This is a genomic window from Pseudarthrobacter sp. LMD1-1-1.1 (assembly GCF_040676255.1).
In the GTDB taxonomy this organism is placed as follows: Bacteria; Actinomycetota; Actinomycetes; order Actinomycetales; family Micrococcaceae; genus Arthrobacter.
Map to the genome: position 1 here is coordinate 104195 of NZ_JBEGHP010000026.1, position 18461 is coordinate 122655.

Here is an 18461-nt window from a genome sequence, read left to right on the forward strand (position 1 = left end):
CGCTACAACAACTCCGCGCTATCTAGTTCCTGGGCGTCGCGGGCGTTCGGGGGGAAGCCCCCTTACCTCCGATAGCCGTCTCGTATCCCTTGGGATACGAGACGTCTCACCGGCCCCGCCGCGGCCCTGACGATGGCGGCGGGCATTCCGCCGGATCTCGGGAAATTTCCCTGCCACGGCGATTCTCATAACTACGTCTCGAAACCATCTGTTTGCATCCCTGTACTACACGTTAGTTATGTGGCAGGAGGCAGACCTCTTGGCCACCGGCGTCCGAAGGGATGACCTCTACATCGACCATGGCGTCTCCGGGGCTCGTTCCTCACGGCCGCAGTTCGACCGGGCATTGGAGGCGCTGGTCGAGGGCGACACTCTCGTCATCACGACGCTGGATCAGCTCGGACGCTCCACTCAGAACATGCTGGCTTTCGCCGACGCGCTCCGGACCCGCGGTGCCGGCCTCCGAGTCCTGAATCTGGGAGGGGGCGACGTGGATACCTCGACGCCGATGGGGTCGATGCTGTTTACCGTTATGGCCGCTCTCGCCCAGATGGATCACGAGATCAAACGCGAACGCGTCACCGACTCCATCAGCAAACGACGGCAAGCCGGGCTGGACCTGGGTGGCCGGCCACGAAGAATCACAGACAGCCGGATCCGAAGCGCCTTGAGTTTGGTCGAGGGCGGTGCTCCAGCCGCCCAGGTGGCCCGCGACCTCGGAATGTCCCGCGCGACCTTCTACCGACGTTCCCAGTCCCTTTCGACCTGACGCGCCAGCGGTGCACTCTTTCGCGGCTTTCCGGCACCCCCTCCCTTCGACCGCCTCAAAACCCGTCTCTCAGGGGGTTCTGATCGGGAATCCCATGGAACGTTCCGCAGTCGAGTTCTGTCTCTGCAGATGAGGGCCTGAAGGGTCGCCTGGGCGTGCGTTCAGACGCTTGCCAGGACAAAGCACAAAGGGTCGTTTTTGATTGCCCCCGTAGGTATCTTGACCGGCAGTCCTGCGCGCAGGTCTTAGGCCAAGACCCATGAGGTCAGGCGTGGCGGGATTCCCAGCGGCCGCAGAGGCCGCAGTTCGCAAGGACCAGCTTGCGGCAAGAGCTTTGCTCGTATCAGTTGAATGCTCCCGGTTTTGCTGGTGTGGATCCGGCGCAACAGCCTCACGAATCGAACTTGACTCATAAACTGCTGGGGTGGTGGATACAGGCAAACGATTACAGCTGGCGGCAGCTGCCGCTGTCACGATTCTGTCGACTCTCGCAGCCCTCCACTTTTCCCAGCCCGCCTTCACTCCGCTGCCTCCATTGAGTGTGCCTGGGGCAATCTTTGTGGGCGTTGAAAAGGGATCAGCTCCGGCCCCAGTACGAGTGGATGTTGACTTGGACTTCCATCCCTCACCGAACCTGACCTCATTCGACATGATGCTGGAGGGAGATATCGACGCCGCTGTCCCACCGGAACAGGCAGGTAACTTGATGATTGGGTTCTGTGGAGCAATGAAGGACGTTCAATTGCGCAGGACGAGCGACGGCCAGCAACTTAGGCTCGGTCCTCCAGTAGCACCGCCGGATACAGAGCCGCCATGGTCGGATACATTGTTTTATTTAGGTTCGGCCGGATTTTCCCTGACTCATGGCTGCGCTATGACCGTCATCAACAAACAAGACTTCAAGGAGCGAACCGTTGGAGTAGCCGGCTTCGGCTGGGCTGTTTCCCTGGAGGGAGAAACGACGGCTCCTACTGAATCCGTTGCTGGCGCCCAGCACCGGTATGTCTTCCCTCGTATCGCGACCCTGTCATTTCCCGCCGAGATCCTGAACATTGGGTCGGTAGCAGCTGAATCGGTCGTCAGCATCACACCTAAAGACCTTCCAGCCGATTATGTGTCGACGGGCTCAAGCCCAGCAGTGGAAGATCCGATAGCCCCCATGTGGAGCCTTCCCCTTCACAGCGCTAATGGAGTCCCGGGATTTGAACTGTATGGCGTCGATCAGCGACACGAGGCGGGCGTCCAGCGCGATCTGTTCTTCGCCTCCGCTTCGGCAGGCACCGCGGGCGGCGGCCTTATCTGGTTCTTCGGCGCCGCCGGTCCTTTTGTCGATTCATTTCTCCGCAAATTTCGGAGGAGAGAAGCGCCTCTCGTTGAAGAAAGAGATGAGCCAAAGCCATCTCCGGCAAGTAAGGGCGATGCCGGCGATTCCCCGACTTACTATCAATTGGTCGTGGCGTGTCTACTTTCAGGCACAGCCGGATCCATGCTCGCTTGGCTGGTCAGCAGGCGCCGAAGTAAACGAAAAGTAGCACCAAGCAGTACAAAAGATCACTAAACTGGCGCCGGACGTGGCTCTTGGAGCATGAGGAAGTGGAGACGGCCTGGCGGCGTATTCTCAGCCAAATCGGTGAGGACAAAGCTCGTTGGCACACATACTCCTCTGCCCTTCCAGGATTTGGCTGAGCTCAGACGCGGGGGCGAGCGTCGTCAGACTATGACTGAGTTCTTACTCATGCTGCTCTGATACAAACAGCGGTTCTCCGGTGAACTTTTCAGGCCCTCCCATCACTTGGATCTCCTTGTCCCGGGGATGAGGCAGATCATCTGGAACAAGGTGGGCATCGTCGGGGTGGTGGAAGATCCACTGACGAGCGTTATCAACGGTGGCGTCGTTGAACAAGTTGGCCGCTGTGGTAGACGGAGCTTGGGTCATATCAAAGCGACCAGTGGCGACCTCGTCAGCACCCACGTTTCCAAAGAATTCCTCGGGGTTGCCGAGGAGTAGACCGATTTTGCGGGTGAGTGGGAAAGTGATGCCCCAGGCCGTCATGAGACCAACGCCTTCTTCCATTGCGTCAACATGACCCATTTGGCTGTTCACGTGGGGGATGAGGCTAACTGGCGTATCACACGTCAGCAGCGAACGAGCTGAGAATCGATAAAGGATCCACGGGCGAAACATGAAGTAGCGGACAAGCTTGGGTGTCAGCTGCAGCATCTGGTTGATGTGCCCGATAGGCGCGAGGCGGATGGGAGGTCCCCCAGGTTGAGTTGCCTCGTCCCAGAGGCGCGAGGCTTGCTCCTCTGAGACTGAGAGCCCATGTTTCCGCTTAGCCCATGCGGCGACGTTGGCTTTCCCCCGTACCCAACTTCCATTCGGGTAACAAGAGCGCTCATCTCTTCCATGTGCCGGCGCTGTTCTGGGCCCCGCAGGAACTGCAAAGTCAGGAAGGCTGCAAGCAGCTCCCTGTCCTCTGGCGAGAGCGGCCATACGTGCTCTTCCGTGATCCTGCGAATGACGCGTGCCGCTTCCCCTTCCACTCGCGACAGACCTTTCTCGAAAACATCAGGTCCTTCTTCGTGCCCTGGCACGGCATAGAAGTCGGTGTGCGCGGAGGCCTTGCTAGTGGATTGCACAAACCTTTTGGTCCCCGGAAGCTGCACAGTGCCTATCTGGCGAGATGCCGTTGCAAAGCCTTTCAAATAAAACTGCGGCACCGTGTGATGCTTTCGCGAAACGTCTGCCATTCAAACCACTCCCCCACCGTTACGAAGACATTCCCTGTTTGCAGTATGCAGAAGGGCCGACACCTCACGGTGTCGGCCCTTCATGGGTTTCCCTCTGCAAAGGAAATCTGTGTTTCAGCGTAGCTGAATTATTGGTGGTGCTACCACGGGCTGGGGAACGTCGTTGTTCCTGGTCCCGCGGGTGAAAGGTCGTTGGTGTTGTGTCGCGTGGAGCGGCGGTCCGCCGCTGGTAAGTGGCTGCTGTGGCTTGGCTTGGCGGCGGACCGCCCCACTTTGGGAGGTTCCTGGACCGTTTGTGGTGGTTGGTGCCTTGCCGGGCGGGTTGGTTACCGCCCGGCAAGGGTCTTCTAGGCGGCTTCGGTGCTGGTTTCCTTGCCGCTGTCGATGATGATCTGCTCTGTCTCGGATGCGGTGTAGCCCCAAGTGACCAGCTGGTTGAGGTAGTCGCGATGGCTTTGGTGCGGTGATCGCCATGAGTCCTTGGCGATGGTCTTCTCGTACCCTGCGCAGATCAGTGCGATCAGGGAGAACTCCGGCCGGGCGGTGGTGTTGGCGACGTGGTCGCGGAGGGGATTCCAGCCCCAGCGTCCGGCCTTGTCTTCGGGTTTGGCTCCGATCATGTCGGCGGCGACTTCGCCCTGGTAGCCACTGGCGGTTTCGGGGTGGTGGGTGATGGCGTGGACGGTGAAGTACTGCCATCCCTTGGGTGCCTGCTTGCGTGCCAGCAGGTTTTTCACGAACTCGCGGCGGACGACACCAGCGGATTCCATCGCTTTGTTGTTGGCGATCAGGGTCTTCCGCTCGGCTTTCTGTTCCTCGGTCATGGGGCCGGACTGTGCCTGGCGGCCGCCGTCGTAGCGTTCGTGGCGCGGGGTGAAGCCGAGCTCCTTCCACCCTTTGATGACTGGTTTGGCGGAGTGGTGGCCTTGCCAGTTGCGCTGGATGACGTAGGCATTGGCGTCGTCCTCGGTGGCGGGTTCTCCGTCGGCCCGGTTCGCGGCCGAGACGTACAGGGCCTCTTCGTCGGCGTAGTGGCCTGCGTCCTCCACGATGGTCTTGCCCTGGCCTTCGAGTTCGGCGATGAGCGCGGCGCGGGCGGCGGCGATGTCCCGCTTGTCCCGCAGGCGCTGGGTGACGTGCATGAGCATGTCGGGTTCGTCAGCGAGGACTGATTCAAGTTCCTCGGTCGCGTCCGGGTCATCTTCAAATTCAGCCAGAATCAGGGCTTCTTCGATGGTGCATCCCCTGCCCAGGGCGGCGCCCCCGGCAGTAGTGGACTTGGCCTTCAGGGCATCCTCGACATTGATCTTGGTCCGCCCGGTCTTCTTGGCGATCTGTGCCGCTGAGACGCCGATCAGGGAGAGCTGGTGGTAGGCCTCGGCTTCGTCGGCCTCGGTCAGCGCGGAGCGTTGGATGTTCTCGACCACCTGGGTGAGGATGCGTTCTGCTTCCTCGGGGCTGTCGGTGACCATGACGGGGATCTCGGGCGTTCGGCTTCGACGGCGGCGCGGGTGCGTCGCTGTCCCGTCAGGACGTGCACGGTGCCGTCTTCCTTGCGGTGTGCGATCACGGGCTCGAGTACGCCGTGTTCCTTGATGCTGGCCACGAAGGCAGGGGTGAGCGCGGCGTCTTTGCGGACGTTGACGTCGATGGTCAGGGTCTTGGGGTCGAGCATTTCCAGCGTGGGTGTGGTGTTCATGTGTTTGTCCTTTTGCAGAGGATTCCGGTGGGTGGGGCGACCAATGGTGACCGGCCAGCGTCCCCTCTCCCCCCGACGCTTCTATGTCTGTCAAGCGGGTGGAAAAGGGTGCGGACTCGGCTCATGGTGACCCGCCAGCGCCCCCTCTCCCCCGTTGTTGTTTTGGCTGCTGGCGAAGCTTGCAGAGCTGTGGCCGACGGAGGCCTGTCTACCCGCAGGGCAAGGGGCGGGAAATTACCGGAGGAAATCAGCGACGAAGGAGCGCCGCATGGAAATTCCTACATCGCAGGCCCCGACGTAGGAGGGGCTAGACCGGCCGGAGCGGACACGTACAATCCGAAGGAATCTCAATGATGTTGTCAACCGATTCCTGCGGCTCCGGTTAGGGGTCAGGATCCTGCCGGGGAAGGACTTGGGATGCAGGATTGTAGGCTTTCGCTTTGGTCATGGTGGTGTTCCTTATGCGGTGGGTGGGGGCGGCTCGTGGTGACCGGCCAGCTTCCCCTCTCCCCCGTTGTTTTGGCTGCTGGCGAAGCTTGCGGAGCTGTGGCCGACGGAGGCCTGTCTACCCGCAGGGCAAGGGGCGGGAAATTCCCGGAGGAAATCAGCGACGAAGGAGCGCCGCAGGGAAATTCCTGCACCGCGGGCCCCGACGAAGGAGGGGCTAGACCGGCCGGAGCGGACACGTACAATCCGTCAGGACAGCAGCCAAAACAGGAAAATGGTTCTGCAGTCCGAGCGGAGCGAGGTCCTTTTCAGCGGTTAAAGGGCGGAGGCCGGCCCCTTTGGGGCCGGCCTCCGTTTTTCCCTCAGCAAAAGGAAACCCAGTGGTGCAGCGTCTTCGCTGTGTGAAGTTATAGGTCCAGGGGTGATTTCTCCCAGGAGATGTCGACGATGGGGGCGCCGGGCTGCGGCATGGTCAGCATCGAGAGCTCGAGAATGTCCTGGGCGTGGGTCGCGTCCGCCGGTGCGGCGTCTTCGTCCGTGAGGATGTACTCGTGGCTCATGTCCTGCCCCCAGGCTTTTAGTGGCTTGTCTTCCTTGTCCACTGTAGCCCGGCCTCTGGCACGTTGCCCGGTTGTAGTGCTGCGCCCGCGGCAGCGTGATCGGCGGCCGGAGGAGCTTGCGGGGGAGGCCGCCACCGCACCCAAGGGGCCGGGCCGTTCTTCCCGGCCCGGCCCCCGTTGCTTCTAGCGGTGCCGTTTGTAGGCGGTTGTCTGGTTCTTCGCGACCGGGGCGATGGTTCCCCGGCTCACCAGCTGGTCCATCAGTTCGGCGAGTCGGTAGCCCGGTGTATCTGCCATAGCGAGCTTGAAGTGGTCCGCAGCTACGGATGATTGGCCTTTGAGGTACGCCAGCCATCCGATCAGGGTCAGCAGAGGCGCCCGGTAGCCTTCCGGGGCGGCGTCGATGAGGTCCCGGGCGGTGTCCTGTGCCCGGTCCACGCGGTCCCAGTCGGGGGCGATCCCCTCCCCTACGAGCAGGTTCCCGCTGTCCTCGGCGTCCGGCAGCTTCGGGTCGATCACGTTGCAGAGCAGCGTGTCGCGCAGGTCAGGGCGCTGGAAGCAGGCCAGCAGCTCCACCGCTGTCTGCGGGTCCATCCAGCCGCCCCGGGTCAGTGCCTCTGCCCACAATTCCCGGCCCGGGCGCAGCTCCGCTCCCAGGACTCCCGGGAGTGCATGACGGATCTGTTCCTCCCTGTCTGCCGGGCCTGAGAAGGGCGCGTAGGTCGTGCCGGGCTTCTTTTGGTAGCTGCTGCCACGGAACACCAGTTCGGCGTTCAGTTGACCGTCGGTGATGGCTTCCAGCGGTTCGGGCGGGCAGCACCCGGCGTCGCTGTCGCACAGCAGGTTTTGCCAGTGCGACGGGGTGACCAGCCACGCGTCCTGCAGCGGAGTACCGGCAACCTCCAGCGTCTCAATGACGGCTTCGACGTGGTCATGGAACGGACGCACCTGTCCGGGGGCCGGGGTGGTGGCCGTGTAGATGGCCAGCAGCACGCCGGTGGCCTGCGTGTCCAGGGCGAGGTAGTCGGACATGGAGCGGGCGAACCCGGCGGGTTCCGCGGACGCGGGGGCGTCGACGCGAAGGGTCGCGCCCAGCGTCTTGCCGCGCATGGTCAGGAACACAAAGGATTCCCGCGGGACGAACCCGAGGGAGTGCGGGATGAACCCGAGGATGTCGGCGGGGCTGGAGATGCGGATTGCGTCAGTCATGTTGATAGTCCTTTGCTGAGGATTAGGCGGGTGGGGCGGCTCGTGGTGACCGGCCAGCGTCCCCTCTCCCCCGTTGTTTTGGCTGCTGGCGAAGCTTGCGGAGCTGTGGCCGACGGAGGCCTGTCTACCCGCAGGGCAAGGGGCGGGAAATTCCCGGAGGAAATCAGCGACGAAGGAGCGCCGCAGGGAAATTCCTGCACCGCGGGCCCCGACGAAGGAGGGGCTAGACCGGCCGGAGCGGACACGTACAATCCGTCAGGACAGCAGCCAAAACGTCGTAGACAAGTCAGGGCCAGGGGGTTCGGAGCTCTGCGACGGCACGCCCGGGCCCCAGCAGCCGGCCGCGCCAGCGGACGCCCGATCCTGGGTGAGCCCTGCGAACCCTCCATCAGCACCCCGGAGGCTGCCCTCGGCATCAATCGCTTCAGGCGGCCGCGCGCCCCCGGTCGCCGATACCTGGTGTGCGAATGGCGGTCCGCCGCCGACCCGCAGCGCAAGCCGGCCACGACGGCGGACCGCCCGCGGTGACCGGCCCGGGAAGGACCGGCCACCCTGGGAGTCTTAACTGGCGAGTAGCTCGGTTAGTTCGGCTGCGTCGGAAACCAGCCCGGCTCCGCCTTCCTTCAGCAGCCGGTGGCATCCTGCGGAGTTGGCGCTGTGGATGCTTCCGGGGACGGCGGCCACATGCCGGGCGATCGTCTCCGCGTGGTGCGCGGTGTTCAGCGCACCTGAGCGCCAGCGGGCCTCCACAACACAGGTCACCCCGGCGAGGGCGGCAATGATGCGGTTCCTCTGCAGGAACCTGTACCGGGTCGGGGCGGAACCCGGCGGGAGCTCTGAGAGCGTAAGGCCGTTGCCGCGGATCGCGGCCGCGAGATCACCGTTACCGGACGGGTAGTCCCGGTCCAGGCCCCCGGCCAGCACTGCGATAGTTGCCGGTCCCGCTCCCTGACTCCCGGCCAACGCGGCCCGGTGCGCGTGCGCATCAATGCCATAGGCCAGCCCTGAGATCACGCAGATTCCACGTTGGGCCAAACCGTACGCCATGTCCCCGGTAACGGAGGCGCCGTAGCTGGTCGCGTCCCGGGATCCGGTCAGGGCCACACACTTCGATGGCGCCGGGATGCCGAACTCGATGTTGCCCCGGTACCAAAGCCCGTACGGGGCGTCGGGCAGATCGTCCAGGCCCTCCGGCCAGTGTTCGTCTCCGGGGATCAGGAACCCGCCGACCAGGCGTTCGATCGTGGCAAGGTCCTTCTCCGGGTCGACATCCGGAACCCGTGGTGCCCAGCGCTTCAATGCGGCGGCCAGCTCCTCGGGTGTCACGTCCGGAAGGGTGTGCGCGGGCTGCGCCCCGGTGGCAAGCCGTAATGCGGCGTACGCGCCGAGCCTGCCGACAAGGGCCTGCCCGACCGGGTCGCAGGGTTCGAACAGTCGTGTCAGGGCTGCGCGTGCAATGCGATCATTCATGGTTTTTCTCGTCCTTTGCTGAGGATCCGGTGGGTGGGGCGGCCTTGGTGACCGGCCAGCTTCCCCTCTCCCCCGGGCGTTTTTTGCCTGCTGGCGGAGCATCGCGTAGCTGTGCCCGACGGAGCCGGGCAACCCGAAGGGCAAGCAGCCGATGGGTTGTAGGAGGAAATAAGCGCAGCGCCGACACAAGCCATCGGCTGCGCAGCCGTCCGCAGGACGGTTGAGCCGGTGGAGCGGGCACGTACGATCCGCAGGACAGCAGCAAAAAACAGAAAGATGCTTCTACAGTCCGAGCGAAGCGAGGTCCGTGCAGGTTAGGCCCGGGCGCTGGTTAATTGAGGCCGGAAACCCGAGTCAGGCCGCGCCTAGTTCCGGCTAGGTCCTGGTGCTCTCGCCTGCAGCATGGGCTTGCTGGTGGCGGTAGAGCGTTGCGCGGCTCCAGCCAACGAGACGGGCGGCGTCCTCGGCGGTGCGGCCCTTGGCGCGGGCGTCCTGGGCGATTGCGAGTTTGTCGGCGATGACGGCTGGGTCGGACAGCGGCCGGCCGAAGCGCGTGCCGTTCTGGCGTGCTGCGGCGATGCCGGCATTGACCCGCTCGACAATGAGCTCGCGCTCATACTCGGCAAGAGTTGCGAGCATGTTCAACATCAGCCGGCCGGTCGACGTTGCCGGGTCAATGCCATCGGAGATGGACCCGACCTGGACCCCGCGTCCGCGCAGCAAGGCCACCGTGTTCAGCACATCGATCAGCGACCGGCCCAGTCGGTCGACCCGCCACACAACACAATGTCGCCTTCCTCGGCGTACTCGAGGAGTCGTTTCATTCCCGGCCGCTCGATCGCCGTCCTGCTGCCGGAAGTCACATCGGCGAAGACATCACGTTTCTGCACACCGGCGGCGACCAGTGCATCCAGCTGCAGCTGGGCATCCTGGCTGGAAGTACTTACGCGGGTGTAACCGAGTAGCCTCACAAAGCCATTCTGACTCGAAAAGCCCGCGCTGCACCCGCCGCGAGACGATCTACTGCGAGACGTCTTTACGAGACATCGGGTGGCCGGCTGTTTTGCCCATTCCCGTGGCCACGGTTATCGCTACTGGGGCCCGCGTCAGTGTCTTGAAAAGCTGTTGTTTTCAACACACTGGCACCTGTCTCATAACTAAGGATGAGTACCCGATTTTCGCCAGACGGTTATGAAACACAGTTACGAGAATCTCGCCTGCCATCTCGTGTCCTAGATTCCGCAGAAGATCTGTGGCTGTGCAGGTCAGACGAGTCGTCGTTGCGACGTCTCGTTTCCCAAGGGTTATGGGGCAGTCTTGGCGCTGGGGTAGGGGCGAGGTCCTTGGCAGGATCGGAGGATATTTATCTCGATCCGTCCCGCCGAAGGACCCCGACTGTGACTGCCACTATGTAGCGTTGCGCTGCCCCAGGTGGCTCGTGCTCGTTGTGTGATGCGTGGCTGAGTCTGTCAAGCTTGCGCGGCCTATCAATGGTCGATCAGGTTCACGTGAGTGGGGATGGGTCGCGTTGTCCCCGGATGTCGCCGGATACCCAAACCGGTCGTCGGGGTGGCCCAGGGCCGAGACAATGTTTAGCTCATCGATGCGTTCTCGATCGAGCGCCCCGTCTGGAAGGCCCGCTCAGTCCGTCAATCCTGTCCAGGGCCGTGGTTGAATTTCGTACCCTGGCCCATCGCATAGAACTGGCCCCCGGCGACATAGTGCACGGTGCGAAGTTCTTCGGGCGCCTCATCGAAAAGCCAGTGCCTGCCATCAAAGACACGACTGTCTGCCCAGGCCGACACGATTTCGCCCATAAAAGAATCAAATTGTTGTTCTTGTTGTGCATTGGGGACAACTTTGCACAGCAGGTAGCCAGCGCTACCGGTCACCAGGGGGATGTCGCAGCCGTCCTGGTAGAAAAGCGGCATATTCTCCAGCTTTTTGGGCGATGTGAATTTGCTGTGCCCACCTACATACAGAACGGTTTCCATCTGCTGAACCGTCGGAATGTGCACCACGAAGTAGCCGCTCTTCTCCACCAGTTTTCGTGTGTAGGATTGCGTGCCGAGATAGGCAATCACCTTGTTCGGTCCCCCCAGGCCGACCCATGCCGCCGCCATCACGTCTGCATCATCTTGGTGCTTGGCGGAAAGCATGGTCGTTGCGCCGAGCTGGAGCAGCCGGTAGGCCTTGCTCAATTCAACAGGTCGAATTGTCATTTCAAACGTCCTCCATGAGCGGAGAGGACCCGGCCTTCACTCCAAGCGTCGCCCACCCTGTTACCTAGTGTGAAATATCCTCGACTGAAGGAGTCAAAGAAGATCATGCCCAACTTGCCTGCATCGACTCGACCGCTCGCATCGAGCACCGATTCATCGACGGAGACGTTGACAATTCGCCCAATGACCGTGTGGATGTGCTGTTCGTACAGGACGTCCACCAACTCACACTCGATCACCAACGTGCTGCCATCAATGATCGGCGCGTTGACATGCTTGGCTTTGTGGACGGTCAAGCCTGTCTTTTCAAACTTGTCAGGTACCTGATACCCAGAATAGGTGCCAAAGAAGTCGGCATACGGCATCAATTCCTCCGTTGCCAGTGTCACTGTGAAGGCTCTCATGGCCTCAATGTTTCGATGGGTCTTCTTGTTCGTGTTGATATTGAGGTTGATGTAGCCACCGTGATTAAGTGCGCCCCAGTGGGAATTCATGAAATTCACTCTGCCGACTTCATCGTAGGTTCCGATCATGAAGAGTGGCGTGGGATGACCGTAGCCGAATTCTCGCGCAGTCAAGTCTTTCATGTTGCTCATTTCAGTTAAATTCATCTCTTTACGTGGTGCGTAATTTCCATAGCCATCGAAAATCAGCCACGAGGACATGGCTGGGAATCTCAAAGATTGCGAGAGCACTCGGTCCGGTAGTTCACGAGCCGAGGCTGTTGAGGAACCGCCGCGTCGATGGGCACGCTTGTCAGCGTAAACTTTGACATCAGTGTTAAGGTCAAATCGGAGACGGAAGAGAAGGGAAGTGGTTGATGAAAATCGGGGAGGTTGCCAAGAAGGTGGGCGCACCGACGAGGATGCTCCGCTACTACGAGCAGCAGGGGCTCATTCAGGCGTCCCGTTCGACCAACGGTTACCGCGACTACTCCGACGAGCAGGTTGAGCATGCCCGGCATGTTCGCGCTCTTGTAGAAGCCGGCCTGTCAACGCGGATGATCAAGATTGTCCTCAACATTGAGGCTCCAGCGGCGCAGGGTCAACCAGACGAGTGCAACCGTTCCTTGGCGGAAGAGCTTGCCAGGGAACTGCGCGTCGTGGAGAACAGGATTGTTTGCCTGGAGAAGAGTCGTGATGCCGTCATTGACTTCCTGCAGCGGACAAACCACTCCGACTTGCTCGCGCAAGTGTGACTTTCGGGACGATTCGCGGAGTCCCAGTGTCTCGTAACTTCGTGGTCCCGGAACCCTAGGGTTTCGAAACGCTAAGAAGTCTGCGCGGGTGAAGTTCGATCCAAGTAAGGCAATGCGCCATCCTCCTTCCTTTCGAACGGACAAGACAGGTCGCAGCACGACCGGCGACGGACCTGGGAAGGGTCACTCCGCGGCAAAACTGGATGAGCCACAACCCTCTGGTGGGCGTAGACCGCGGCGGCAAAACTCAATATTGGATCCTGTCGAAGACACCTAGGCTCCCGATGTCATCCTTCCCCCTCTAAGCTTCGCTCCACCGCCAGCACGATCGTTATCGAACAAGCCCTATTACACCTTTCGAACAGCCCCAGAACGACGAATCAAAATGTCCCTCCGATTTGGCCCCCGAGGGCCGCGCCTACAAACGCCTGCCGACCGAGGGCGAGACGAACGTCGACGCGGCGAGACCTTAGATGAAGGCCAGTGGTGATTAGACCGCGCCCGCCTTAGGGTTCCAGGGGGCGTCCGCGGGGCACGCTGTTCGGATCGGCTGTGAACTGCTCCCCGCCGTTGTAACGCCCTTCCAGGGCTTCTACCTCACGCTCCACGGCCGCAAGGATGAATTCCGAGAGCGTCCTGGCTCCGGTGAGGTGCCTGGTGGCCATGTACGCCGACCGCATCCTCGAACCTGACTCCTTGGACTGGAAGAAGCTCGTCTTGCGGTACATCTTCTTCTCTGGCTGCTCAGGCTCAGGCGGCGGCTGCCGGAGTTGAACCTGCTGCGACGGATACGGCTGCTGCGTGGGGTACGCCGGGTTTATCGGGTACTGCTGGCCCGGTTGTGCATACACGGCGGGCTGGGCAGCGACCGGCGGGGCCTGCTGGATGAACTGCTGCGCGGGCGCCGGCTGCTGGACGAACTGCTGCGGTGCGGGCGCGGGGATTTCCACCGGCTGCTGTGCAGGAGCCTGCTGCGACGGAGCCTCTTGGACAACCTGGGCCGGTACGTCCGTCGGGGCCGGTAAACGAGGTTCCGCAGCCTGAGGTTCTGGCTCCGCGACCACCTGAAGCGCGGGTGCCGGAGCCTCCTCGGCCCGGGTCATGTCAGCGATCACACTGGTGCTACGTGCCTTCTTCAGCCCCGACTTCCTGCGGAGGGAATCAAGAGCCGTGGGTGTACCGCCACGCTCGGGAGCCGGTCCGGGACGTGCGCTCATGACTGTGCACCCTTCCAGATGTTGGTGGCCAGCTGGACCAGATCGGCCCGGTGCGGTGCCGCCTCGCTCCCCCAGACCCGCAGCGGCTGGGACGCGGCCTGTGCCTTGGCGAAAACTTCGCGGTCCTGCAACATCGGCTCAAGGACCAGGTCACCGAAGTTGGCGTGCACCTTCTCGATCCAGTGCATCTGGTCCGCGCGCTTCTTCTGCTTGTTGATCACGACACCGAGAAGCTCGATGTTCTCATTCAGGTTTTCCTGTACCTCGGAGATGGTCGTGACGATCTCCGAGAGCCCCTCCACTGACGCAACCCGGGGTTCGGTGACCAGAAGCGCGTGGGTAGCAGCGGTCAGGGCGTTCACCGTGAGGATGCCGAGGGACGGGGCGCAGTCGATGAGGACGATGTCGTAGTCCTCGGTAACTCCCTTCAGGGCGATCCGAAGCCGGTGCTCCCGGGCCATCATCGAGTCGCGCTCCCGTGAAGCGAGGTTGCGCTCCGCAGCAATCAGGTCCAGCGGCGGGAAGTTTTCCTTCTTGTCCGCGCGGGGCTGCCAGGCCTCCCCCGCCTGCATGATGGCGTCAGCGGCAACACCGGGCATGATCTTCTGGTTGTTCGACTCGTCACCGTAGAGAACATCGTTGAGGGTGAACTCCGGGTCCGTCACCCCCAAGGCGGACGTCACGTTGTACTGGGGGTCAGCGTCAATTACCAGGACCTTCTTGCCTAGGGTCCGCGAGAAGACCTCAGCCAAGCCGGTCACCAGCGTCGTCTTACCGACGCCGCCCTTCTGGTTGCAAACGGCGATGATTATTGCCGACATGTCTTTGGGTACCTTCCCGTTGCGCTGTACTTCGACACGGCGCGGCAGAAGGTCCCCCGCATAGGGTCGACTCATCGGACCGGCAACCGATCAACCCAGATTAGTCGTGGGTCCTGCTGCTCCCGGGGCGCCACGCGGGGACTTGGCTCAAATAGTTCCATGGACGGGAACACCACCGTTAGCGCAAATGGAGCCATTAGCGACATCAGAAGGCTTTGCGCATTCCCCGGCATTGACTCAATCTGAGGTAAGTGCGGCATTAGCGATTTTGGCGGTATTTGCGAAATGGGTGACGTTGTCGTGCTTTGCTCCCAATGGCCGCCATCAACTTGCTGCAGTCACCGACGTCGCAAATAGAACCATTAGAGCCATTCACGACGGGAGCGTGCGTTGCTTAGGTCAATGCGGCCAGGACGCAGAGAATGCGTTTCACTTCCGACCTGGTGGATTCTGACACACCCGCGCTACAACGTGTCAGCGGGTCAATGCCAGGTGGGACTGGCGTTTTGCCAATGGTGCCATTACGCACCCCCGCGGGTCTTCTGTTCGCTGTGGAGGCGCCCCTCCTCCTTATCTTGGCCACCGCCCCTCCGGGGTGCCCGGAATGGAGGTATTTGCGCCGCGGGCGCCGGTGGCAACAGTGAAGCAGGATTGGTGGTATTTGCTAGCAGTCGCACGCCATGTACTGCTTGCGGCATTAGCGCTTATCCCAGTATTTGCGGGAACGGCGTTTATAGCGTTTTCAGTCCGATATGCGCAAAAAGTGGGATTTGCGGTAATGAGTCCATGAGAGACAACGGCGACATGACCGCAAAAAGTACCATTTGCGGATGAGCAGGCCAAACCGCAAAAGGTGGGCTACGCGCTTATAGAACCATTTGCGAAGCATCGCAGCGAAGGACCAGCCTCAGGCCTCCCAGGGGGTGGGAGGCCATTGCGGCGACAGTGCCGGAGGACGGAGTGCTGGCGCTGCGTACCTCCGACCAGCCCCCACGCGGGACCATCACGGGATTAGGCGCTATATGAGTGTGACTATGGATCATCCTCGGGCCGGGCCGGCGGAAGCGATCAATACCTTTCGCGATGGTGGGTGAGCGCGATAGCTGACCCAGCCGGGGGAGTCGGCGATTAGGAGTGCCATAGCACAGCCTCAATCGCCAGGCGAGGCGCCTGGAGATTGCACCCACCACCTCTACATCGTCGAAACCCGCCAGGGTAGGGGTGGTGCATTTTCCGGCGTTGGCCCATGCCTTGCCCGGCGCTGATCAGTGCGGTCGCTGGGCCGCCTGGAAATCCACTATTGGTGGTAATTGCGCAGCTTAATGGTGGCATTTGCGTTAGGAGTGAGCTGCGCCATTCCCGTTCCATGCCGCGAGGGGAGTGACGGCTAATGGTTCTATTCCCGCGATTGGTACCATTTGATCCTGCTTTTCACCACCAGTTTTCCTAACCCGCATATGAAGCAGTAGGGGAGCGGAGCATCGGTACGTCAGGCATCAGCGGGAGGGGAGGGGTGCCTGGAGCAGACCCGACAAGGCGAGCTCGACCATGGCCCCTGAACGAGGGACGCTCCGGTCAGTTCAGCGATTGAAGCCGTCCAAAGGGTCTAAAACGGGTGCTTCGCCATCATAGCCTCCACTTTCACGGGCTCGATCGTCCATAGGCATACAAGGCCTAAAGGGCGTGGTCCTTGCAAAGGAGGTTCCAGAGGTCGTCTCCTAGCTGATTGCCGACTCGCTCCATCCTTCTTCGGTGCCTCTTGTGAATATAGCGCAACATCCAGCGCTCAATTCTCCGCACCTCCGCGACGTCCACTGGACGGTGGTGATGAATTCGAAGCAGACCGGCGTCTTGAGTGTGTAGCAATCACGATGAATGTGCACCCTGGCAATCATCAGAGACCGCACGTTCACATGCATGTTGGCCACTTCAGCCTTGCAACAACGGAACAGCTCGTCGCGTCGAGACGACTCACCCCTACCCTCCATGCTGCCAGGGTGGACAACCGGGGCGACACGGCGGAAAGCGGTCGTCGTAGCCTGCCCCAACTGCCAGGTATATTTTCGTCGCCATGCAGCTACGTATACGGCAGCGGTCGCGGCAATGCCCGACGGGGGAGTGCTGCCTGGGATTGGGCAGACCTTCGGCGCTGAACCCTACCCGGCCCTGCCGAACGCCATATCGGAGAGCGACCAATCATCGGGTGGCCCCTCGAAGGTTTCCCAGGGATAGTCATCGTCGGGGGAGAGGAGTTCGGCAACGGTGGTGACCTTTTTGGCCAGCCATTCGCGCCAGATGATCCGGTCGTCACGGTATCGCTGAATTTGGGCAGCGACGGCCTCCAGGACGCCGAAGTGCTCGGCCAGCTGTTTCAGGGACGTTCCCGCGACCACTGACCAAGCGCGGCCGGCGTCACGGTTGACCAGGTTCCAGGCGGCGAGGACATCGAGGGCTTCGTGAACCGCGGACCGCGACAGTCTGGTGGCCGCCACGACTTCGGTGGTGGACAATCCGGGGGAGTTCTCCAGTGCTTCGTAGATGAACGCCGCAGGCAGTCCCAGTTCCCGAAAAACCGGGCGGAGGGCATGGATCTTCCCCTTATGCCACGTGGCGTCCTCGGCCGCGGCCTTTAGCTCCTCGGGGACTGTGAGCATATACAGATCGCCCTTGGTTCCGCGGGCTTCTTCAACCAGGGTGACCAAGGGGTCCTTCTCTGCACGCAGCTCCCGCAGGTGAAGGCCAACGGTGGTGTGATCGAGACCGGTAGCCACGGCAACAGAGCGGACACCGAATTCGATGAAGCGAGATGCTGTCATATGGGCTGCTTCCCCCAAAGCTCGCAAGACCATCCTTCTTGCCATACCTGTCCTGGACTCCTGGTAGTTCACTTCCCTGATCCTGAGTGCATTTCGCCAGGTCCGGATAAACCGATGCTCTGCATCGGGATTTGAAATTAGATTTGATCCCCTTACCCCTACCGCCTGTGTATTTGGCTGGCTTGTGGGGGATCTGCGGACATTGTGATTCCTATCCCGGTTGGCCGGGTTTTTGCTGAGGTAGGTGAGGGCGTTCCTCCAGTCTCGGCGCAGTGCTGGGAGCCGGTGTCGGGCGGCGTACCGGGCGTAGAAGGAGGCGAGTCCGGGCCATATTCCCTGCAGCATCCGACGTTCCACATCCACCAGCTGCAGGCCGGCTGCTGCGGCGCCGACGATGACCGCCTGTCGTGCATCGGAGTCCGTGGCGTAGCGGTTGATGTCGTACAGCCCGGTCTGTGCGAGTACCTGCATGGTCCGGGACATGCGGCCAGCAGAGCGCGTGATGATGGGCGCATGGGATGTAACGGATGTGAAGGTCTCCTCCTGGCGGAGGGCCCGGACTGCCTTGATCTCGGGAGCCAGATCCTTGGTCATTGACGCCCAGACCGTTGGACTGTTGGGACGGCGGACGATGTCGTAGGCCATGGACAGGCTCATCGCCAGCTCCTGGTAACCGCCGCGCTTGTGCGGTGAGCCGGGAGTTCGCATGCAGCCGTGCAGCAGGTTCTGGTGCGGGGTTTTGTCCAGGGTCCGGTAGCGGGTGCCCAGCGCCTCGACAAGATCACGCGCTTCAGAGAAAGTGACCCGCTGCGCCAGCGGGACGTAGACGTGGCGGCCGCCGTTGGGAGAGTAGTCCTCGATCCAGCGGGCACCCACCGAGTGCAGCCAGGTCTCGACGGCTCGAACGTCGGCCTGGACCCAGTCCTGGCCTGCTACTGAGGAGTCGAAGTCAAGGAAGATCGCAGCGCAGGTCCCATCCTTGCCAAAAATCCGGACCGCGGCCGGAACAGAAGGAAGAGCCTCCGTTAGGTTTCGTTCATGTTTTTGCGGATACGACTTGCCGGCGTCCTTGGAAAGGCGAACCCGTGGCTGGCCTGCGAGAACAGGTGCAAGGGCTGCCCAGGCTTCTTCGGGCGAGCAGGGTGCGGAGAGGTTGCGCGACACGCCAGAAACAGGTATGGCTGGCGACGCACATGGGAGTCCATGTACGATGAGAACAATCCTTTCGGGGAGAGTTGCTGTGACAGGCAATGAAAGAGACCGATCCTGGCAGATCGGTTTT

13 protein-coding genes and 2 pseudogenes are annotated in these 18461 nt (G+C 61.7%); 3 read left to right on the forward strand and 12 right to left on the reverse strand.

The window, feature by feature from the left end:
* The first annotated feature begins 238 nt into the window (after positions 1-238).
* Together MRBLMD1_RS20665 and MRBLMD1_RS20670 are read left to right on the forward strand one after the other, a co-directional pair.
* Positions 239-769, forward strand: a complete 531-nt coding sequence (locus MRBLMD1_RS20665; RefSeq protein ID WP_364403210.1) for a recombinase family protein — start codon at positions 239-241, stop codon at positions 767-769.
* Positions 770-1193: 424 nt separating this feature from the next.
* Positions 1194-2327, forward strand: coding sequence for a hypothetical protein (locus MRBLMD1_RS20670; RefSeq protein WP_364403213.1), 1134 nt, complete (start codon positions 1194-1196; stop codon positions 2325-2327).
* A 171-nt stretch (positions 2328-2498) separates the two neighbouring features.
* Here MRBLMD1_RS20670 and MRBLMD1_RS20675 read toward each other — a convergent pair whose 3' ends face one another.
* The 9 genes and pseudogenes from MRBLMD1_RS20675 to MRBLMD1_RS20715 form a co-directional block, all read right to left on the reverse strand.
* A complete protein-coding gene (locus tag MRBLMD1_RS20675; RefSeq protein ID WP_364403411.1) occupies positions 2499-3023 on the reverse strand; it encodes a DUF4238 domain-containing protein in 525 nt (174 codons plus the stop codon).
* On the reverse strand, positions 2978-3520 hold the full coding sequence (locus MRBLMD1_RS20680; protein ID WP_364403215.1) for a DUF4238 domain-containing protein: 543 nt from the start codon (positions 3518-3520) through the stop codon (positions 2978-2980). Before MRBLMD1_RS20680 ends, MRBLMD1_RS20675 begins: the two co-directional genes overlap by 46 nt.
* Before the next feature lie 347 nt (positions 3521-3867).
* Positions 3868-5219, reverse strand: a pseudogene (locus MRBLMD1_RS20685) (ParB/RepB/Spo0J family partition protein).
* 854 nt (positions 5220-6073) lie between these two features.
* Positions 6074-6226: a hypothetical protein gene (locus MRBLMD1_RS20690; RefSeq protein WP_364403218.1), complete on the reverse strand. Its 153-nt coding sequence runs from the start codon at positions 6224-6226 to the stop codon at positions 6074-6076.
* Between the two features lie 183 nt (positions 6227-6409).
* Positions 6410-7435, reverse strand: coding sequence for a DUF4192 domain-containing protein (locus MRBLMD1_RS20695; protein WP_364403221.1), 1026 nt, complete (start codon positions 7433-7435; stop codon positions 6410-6412).
* 561 nt (positions 7436-7996) lie between these two features.
* Positions 7997-8905 carry a DNA-processing protein DprA gene (gene dprA, locus MRBLMD1_RS20700; RefSeq protein WP_364403224.1) on the reverse strand — a complete coding sequence of 303 codons (909 nt, stop codon included), beginning with the start codon at positions 8903-8905 and terminating at the stop codon, positions 7997-7999.
* Positions 8906-9280: 375 nt separating this feature from the next.
* Positions 9281-9876, reverse strand: a pseudogene (locus tag MRBLMD1_RS20705) (recombinase family protein).
* Positions 9877-10554: 678 nt separating this feature from the next.
* Positions 10555-11127 (reverse strand): flavin reductase family protein, encoded by a 573-nt coding sequence (locus MRBLMD1_RS20710; RefSeq protein ID WP_364403227.1) that lies wholly within the window; start codon positions 11125-11127, stop codon positions 10555-10557.
* Entirely contained in the window at positions 11124-11792 is a 669-nt protein-coding gene (locus MRBLMD1_RS20715; RefSeq protein WP_364403229.1) for a flavin reductase family protein, read from the reverse strand. The genes MRBLMD1_RS20710 and MRBLMD1_RS20715 overlap by 4 nt, the downstream gene beginning before the upstream one ends.
* 155 nt (positions 11793-11947) lie before the next feature.
* Between MRBLMD1_RS20715 and MRBLMD1_RS20720 the strand changes: the two genes are divergently transcribed.
* On the forward strand, positions 11948-12325 hold the full coding sequence (locus MRBLMD1_RS20720; RefSeq protein ID WP_364403231.1) for a MerR family transcriptional regulator: 378 nt from the start codon (positions 11948-11950) through the stop codon (positions 12323-12325).
* A gap of 506 nt (positions 12326-12831) precedes the next feature.
* Here MRBLMD1_RS20720 and MRBLMD1_RS20725 read toward each other — a convergent pair.
* From MRBLMD1_RS20725 to MRBLMD1_RS20735, 3 genes are all read right to left on the reverse strand, one after another.
* On the reverse strand, positions 12832-13542 hold the full coding sequence (locus MRBLMD1_RS20725) for a ParB family protein (RefSeq protein WP_364403234.1): 711 nt from the start codon (positions 13540-13542) through the stop codon (positions 12832-12834).
* Positions 13539-14363: a ParA family protein gene (locus MRBLMD1_RS20730; RefSeq protein WP_364403236.1), complete on the reverse strand. Its 825-nt coding sequence runs from the start codon at positions 14361-14363 to the stop codon at positions 13539-13541. The genes MRBLMD1_RS20725 and MRBLMD1_RS20730 overlap by 4 nt, the downstream gene beginning before the upstream one ends.
* Before the next feature lie 2156 nt (positions 14364-16519).
* On the reverse strand, positions 16520-18343 hold the full coding sequence (locus tag MRBLMD1_RS20735) for a helix-turn-helix domain-containing protein (protein ID WP_364403239.1): 1824 nt from the start codon (positions 18341-18343) through the stop codon (positions 16520-16522).
* Between the last annotated feature and the right edge of the window lie 118 nt (positions 18344-18461).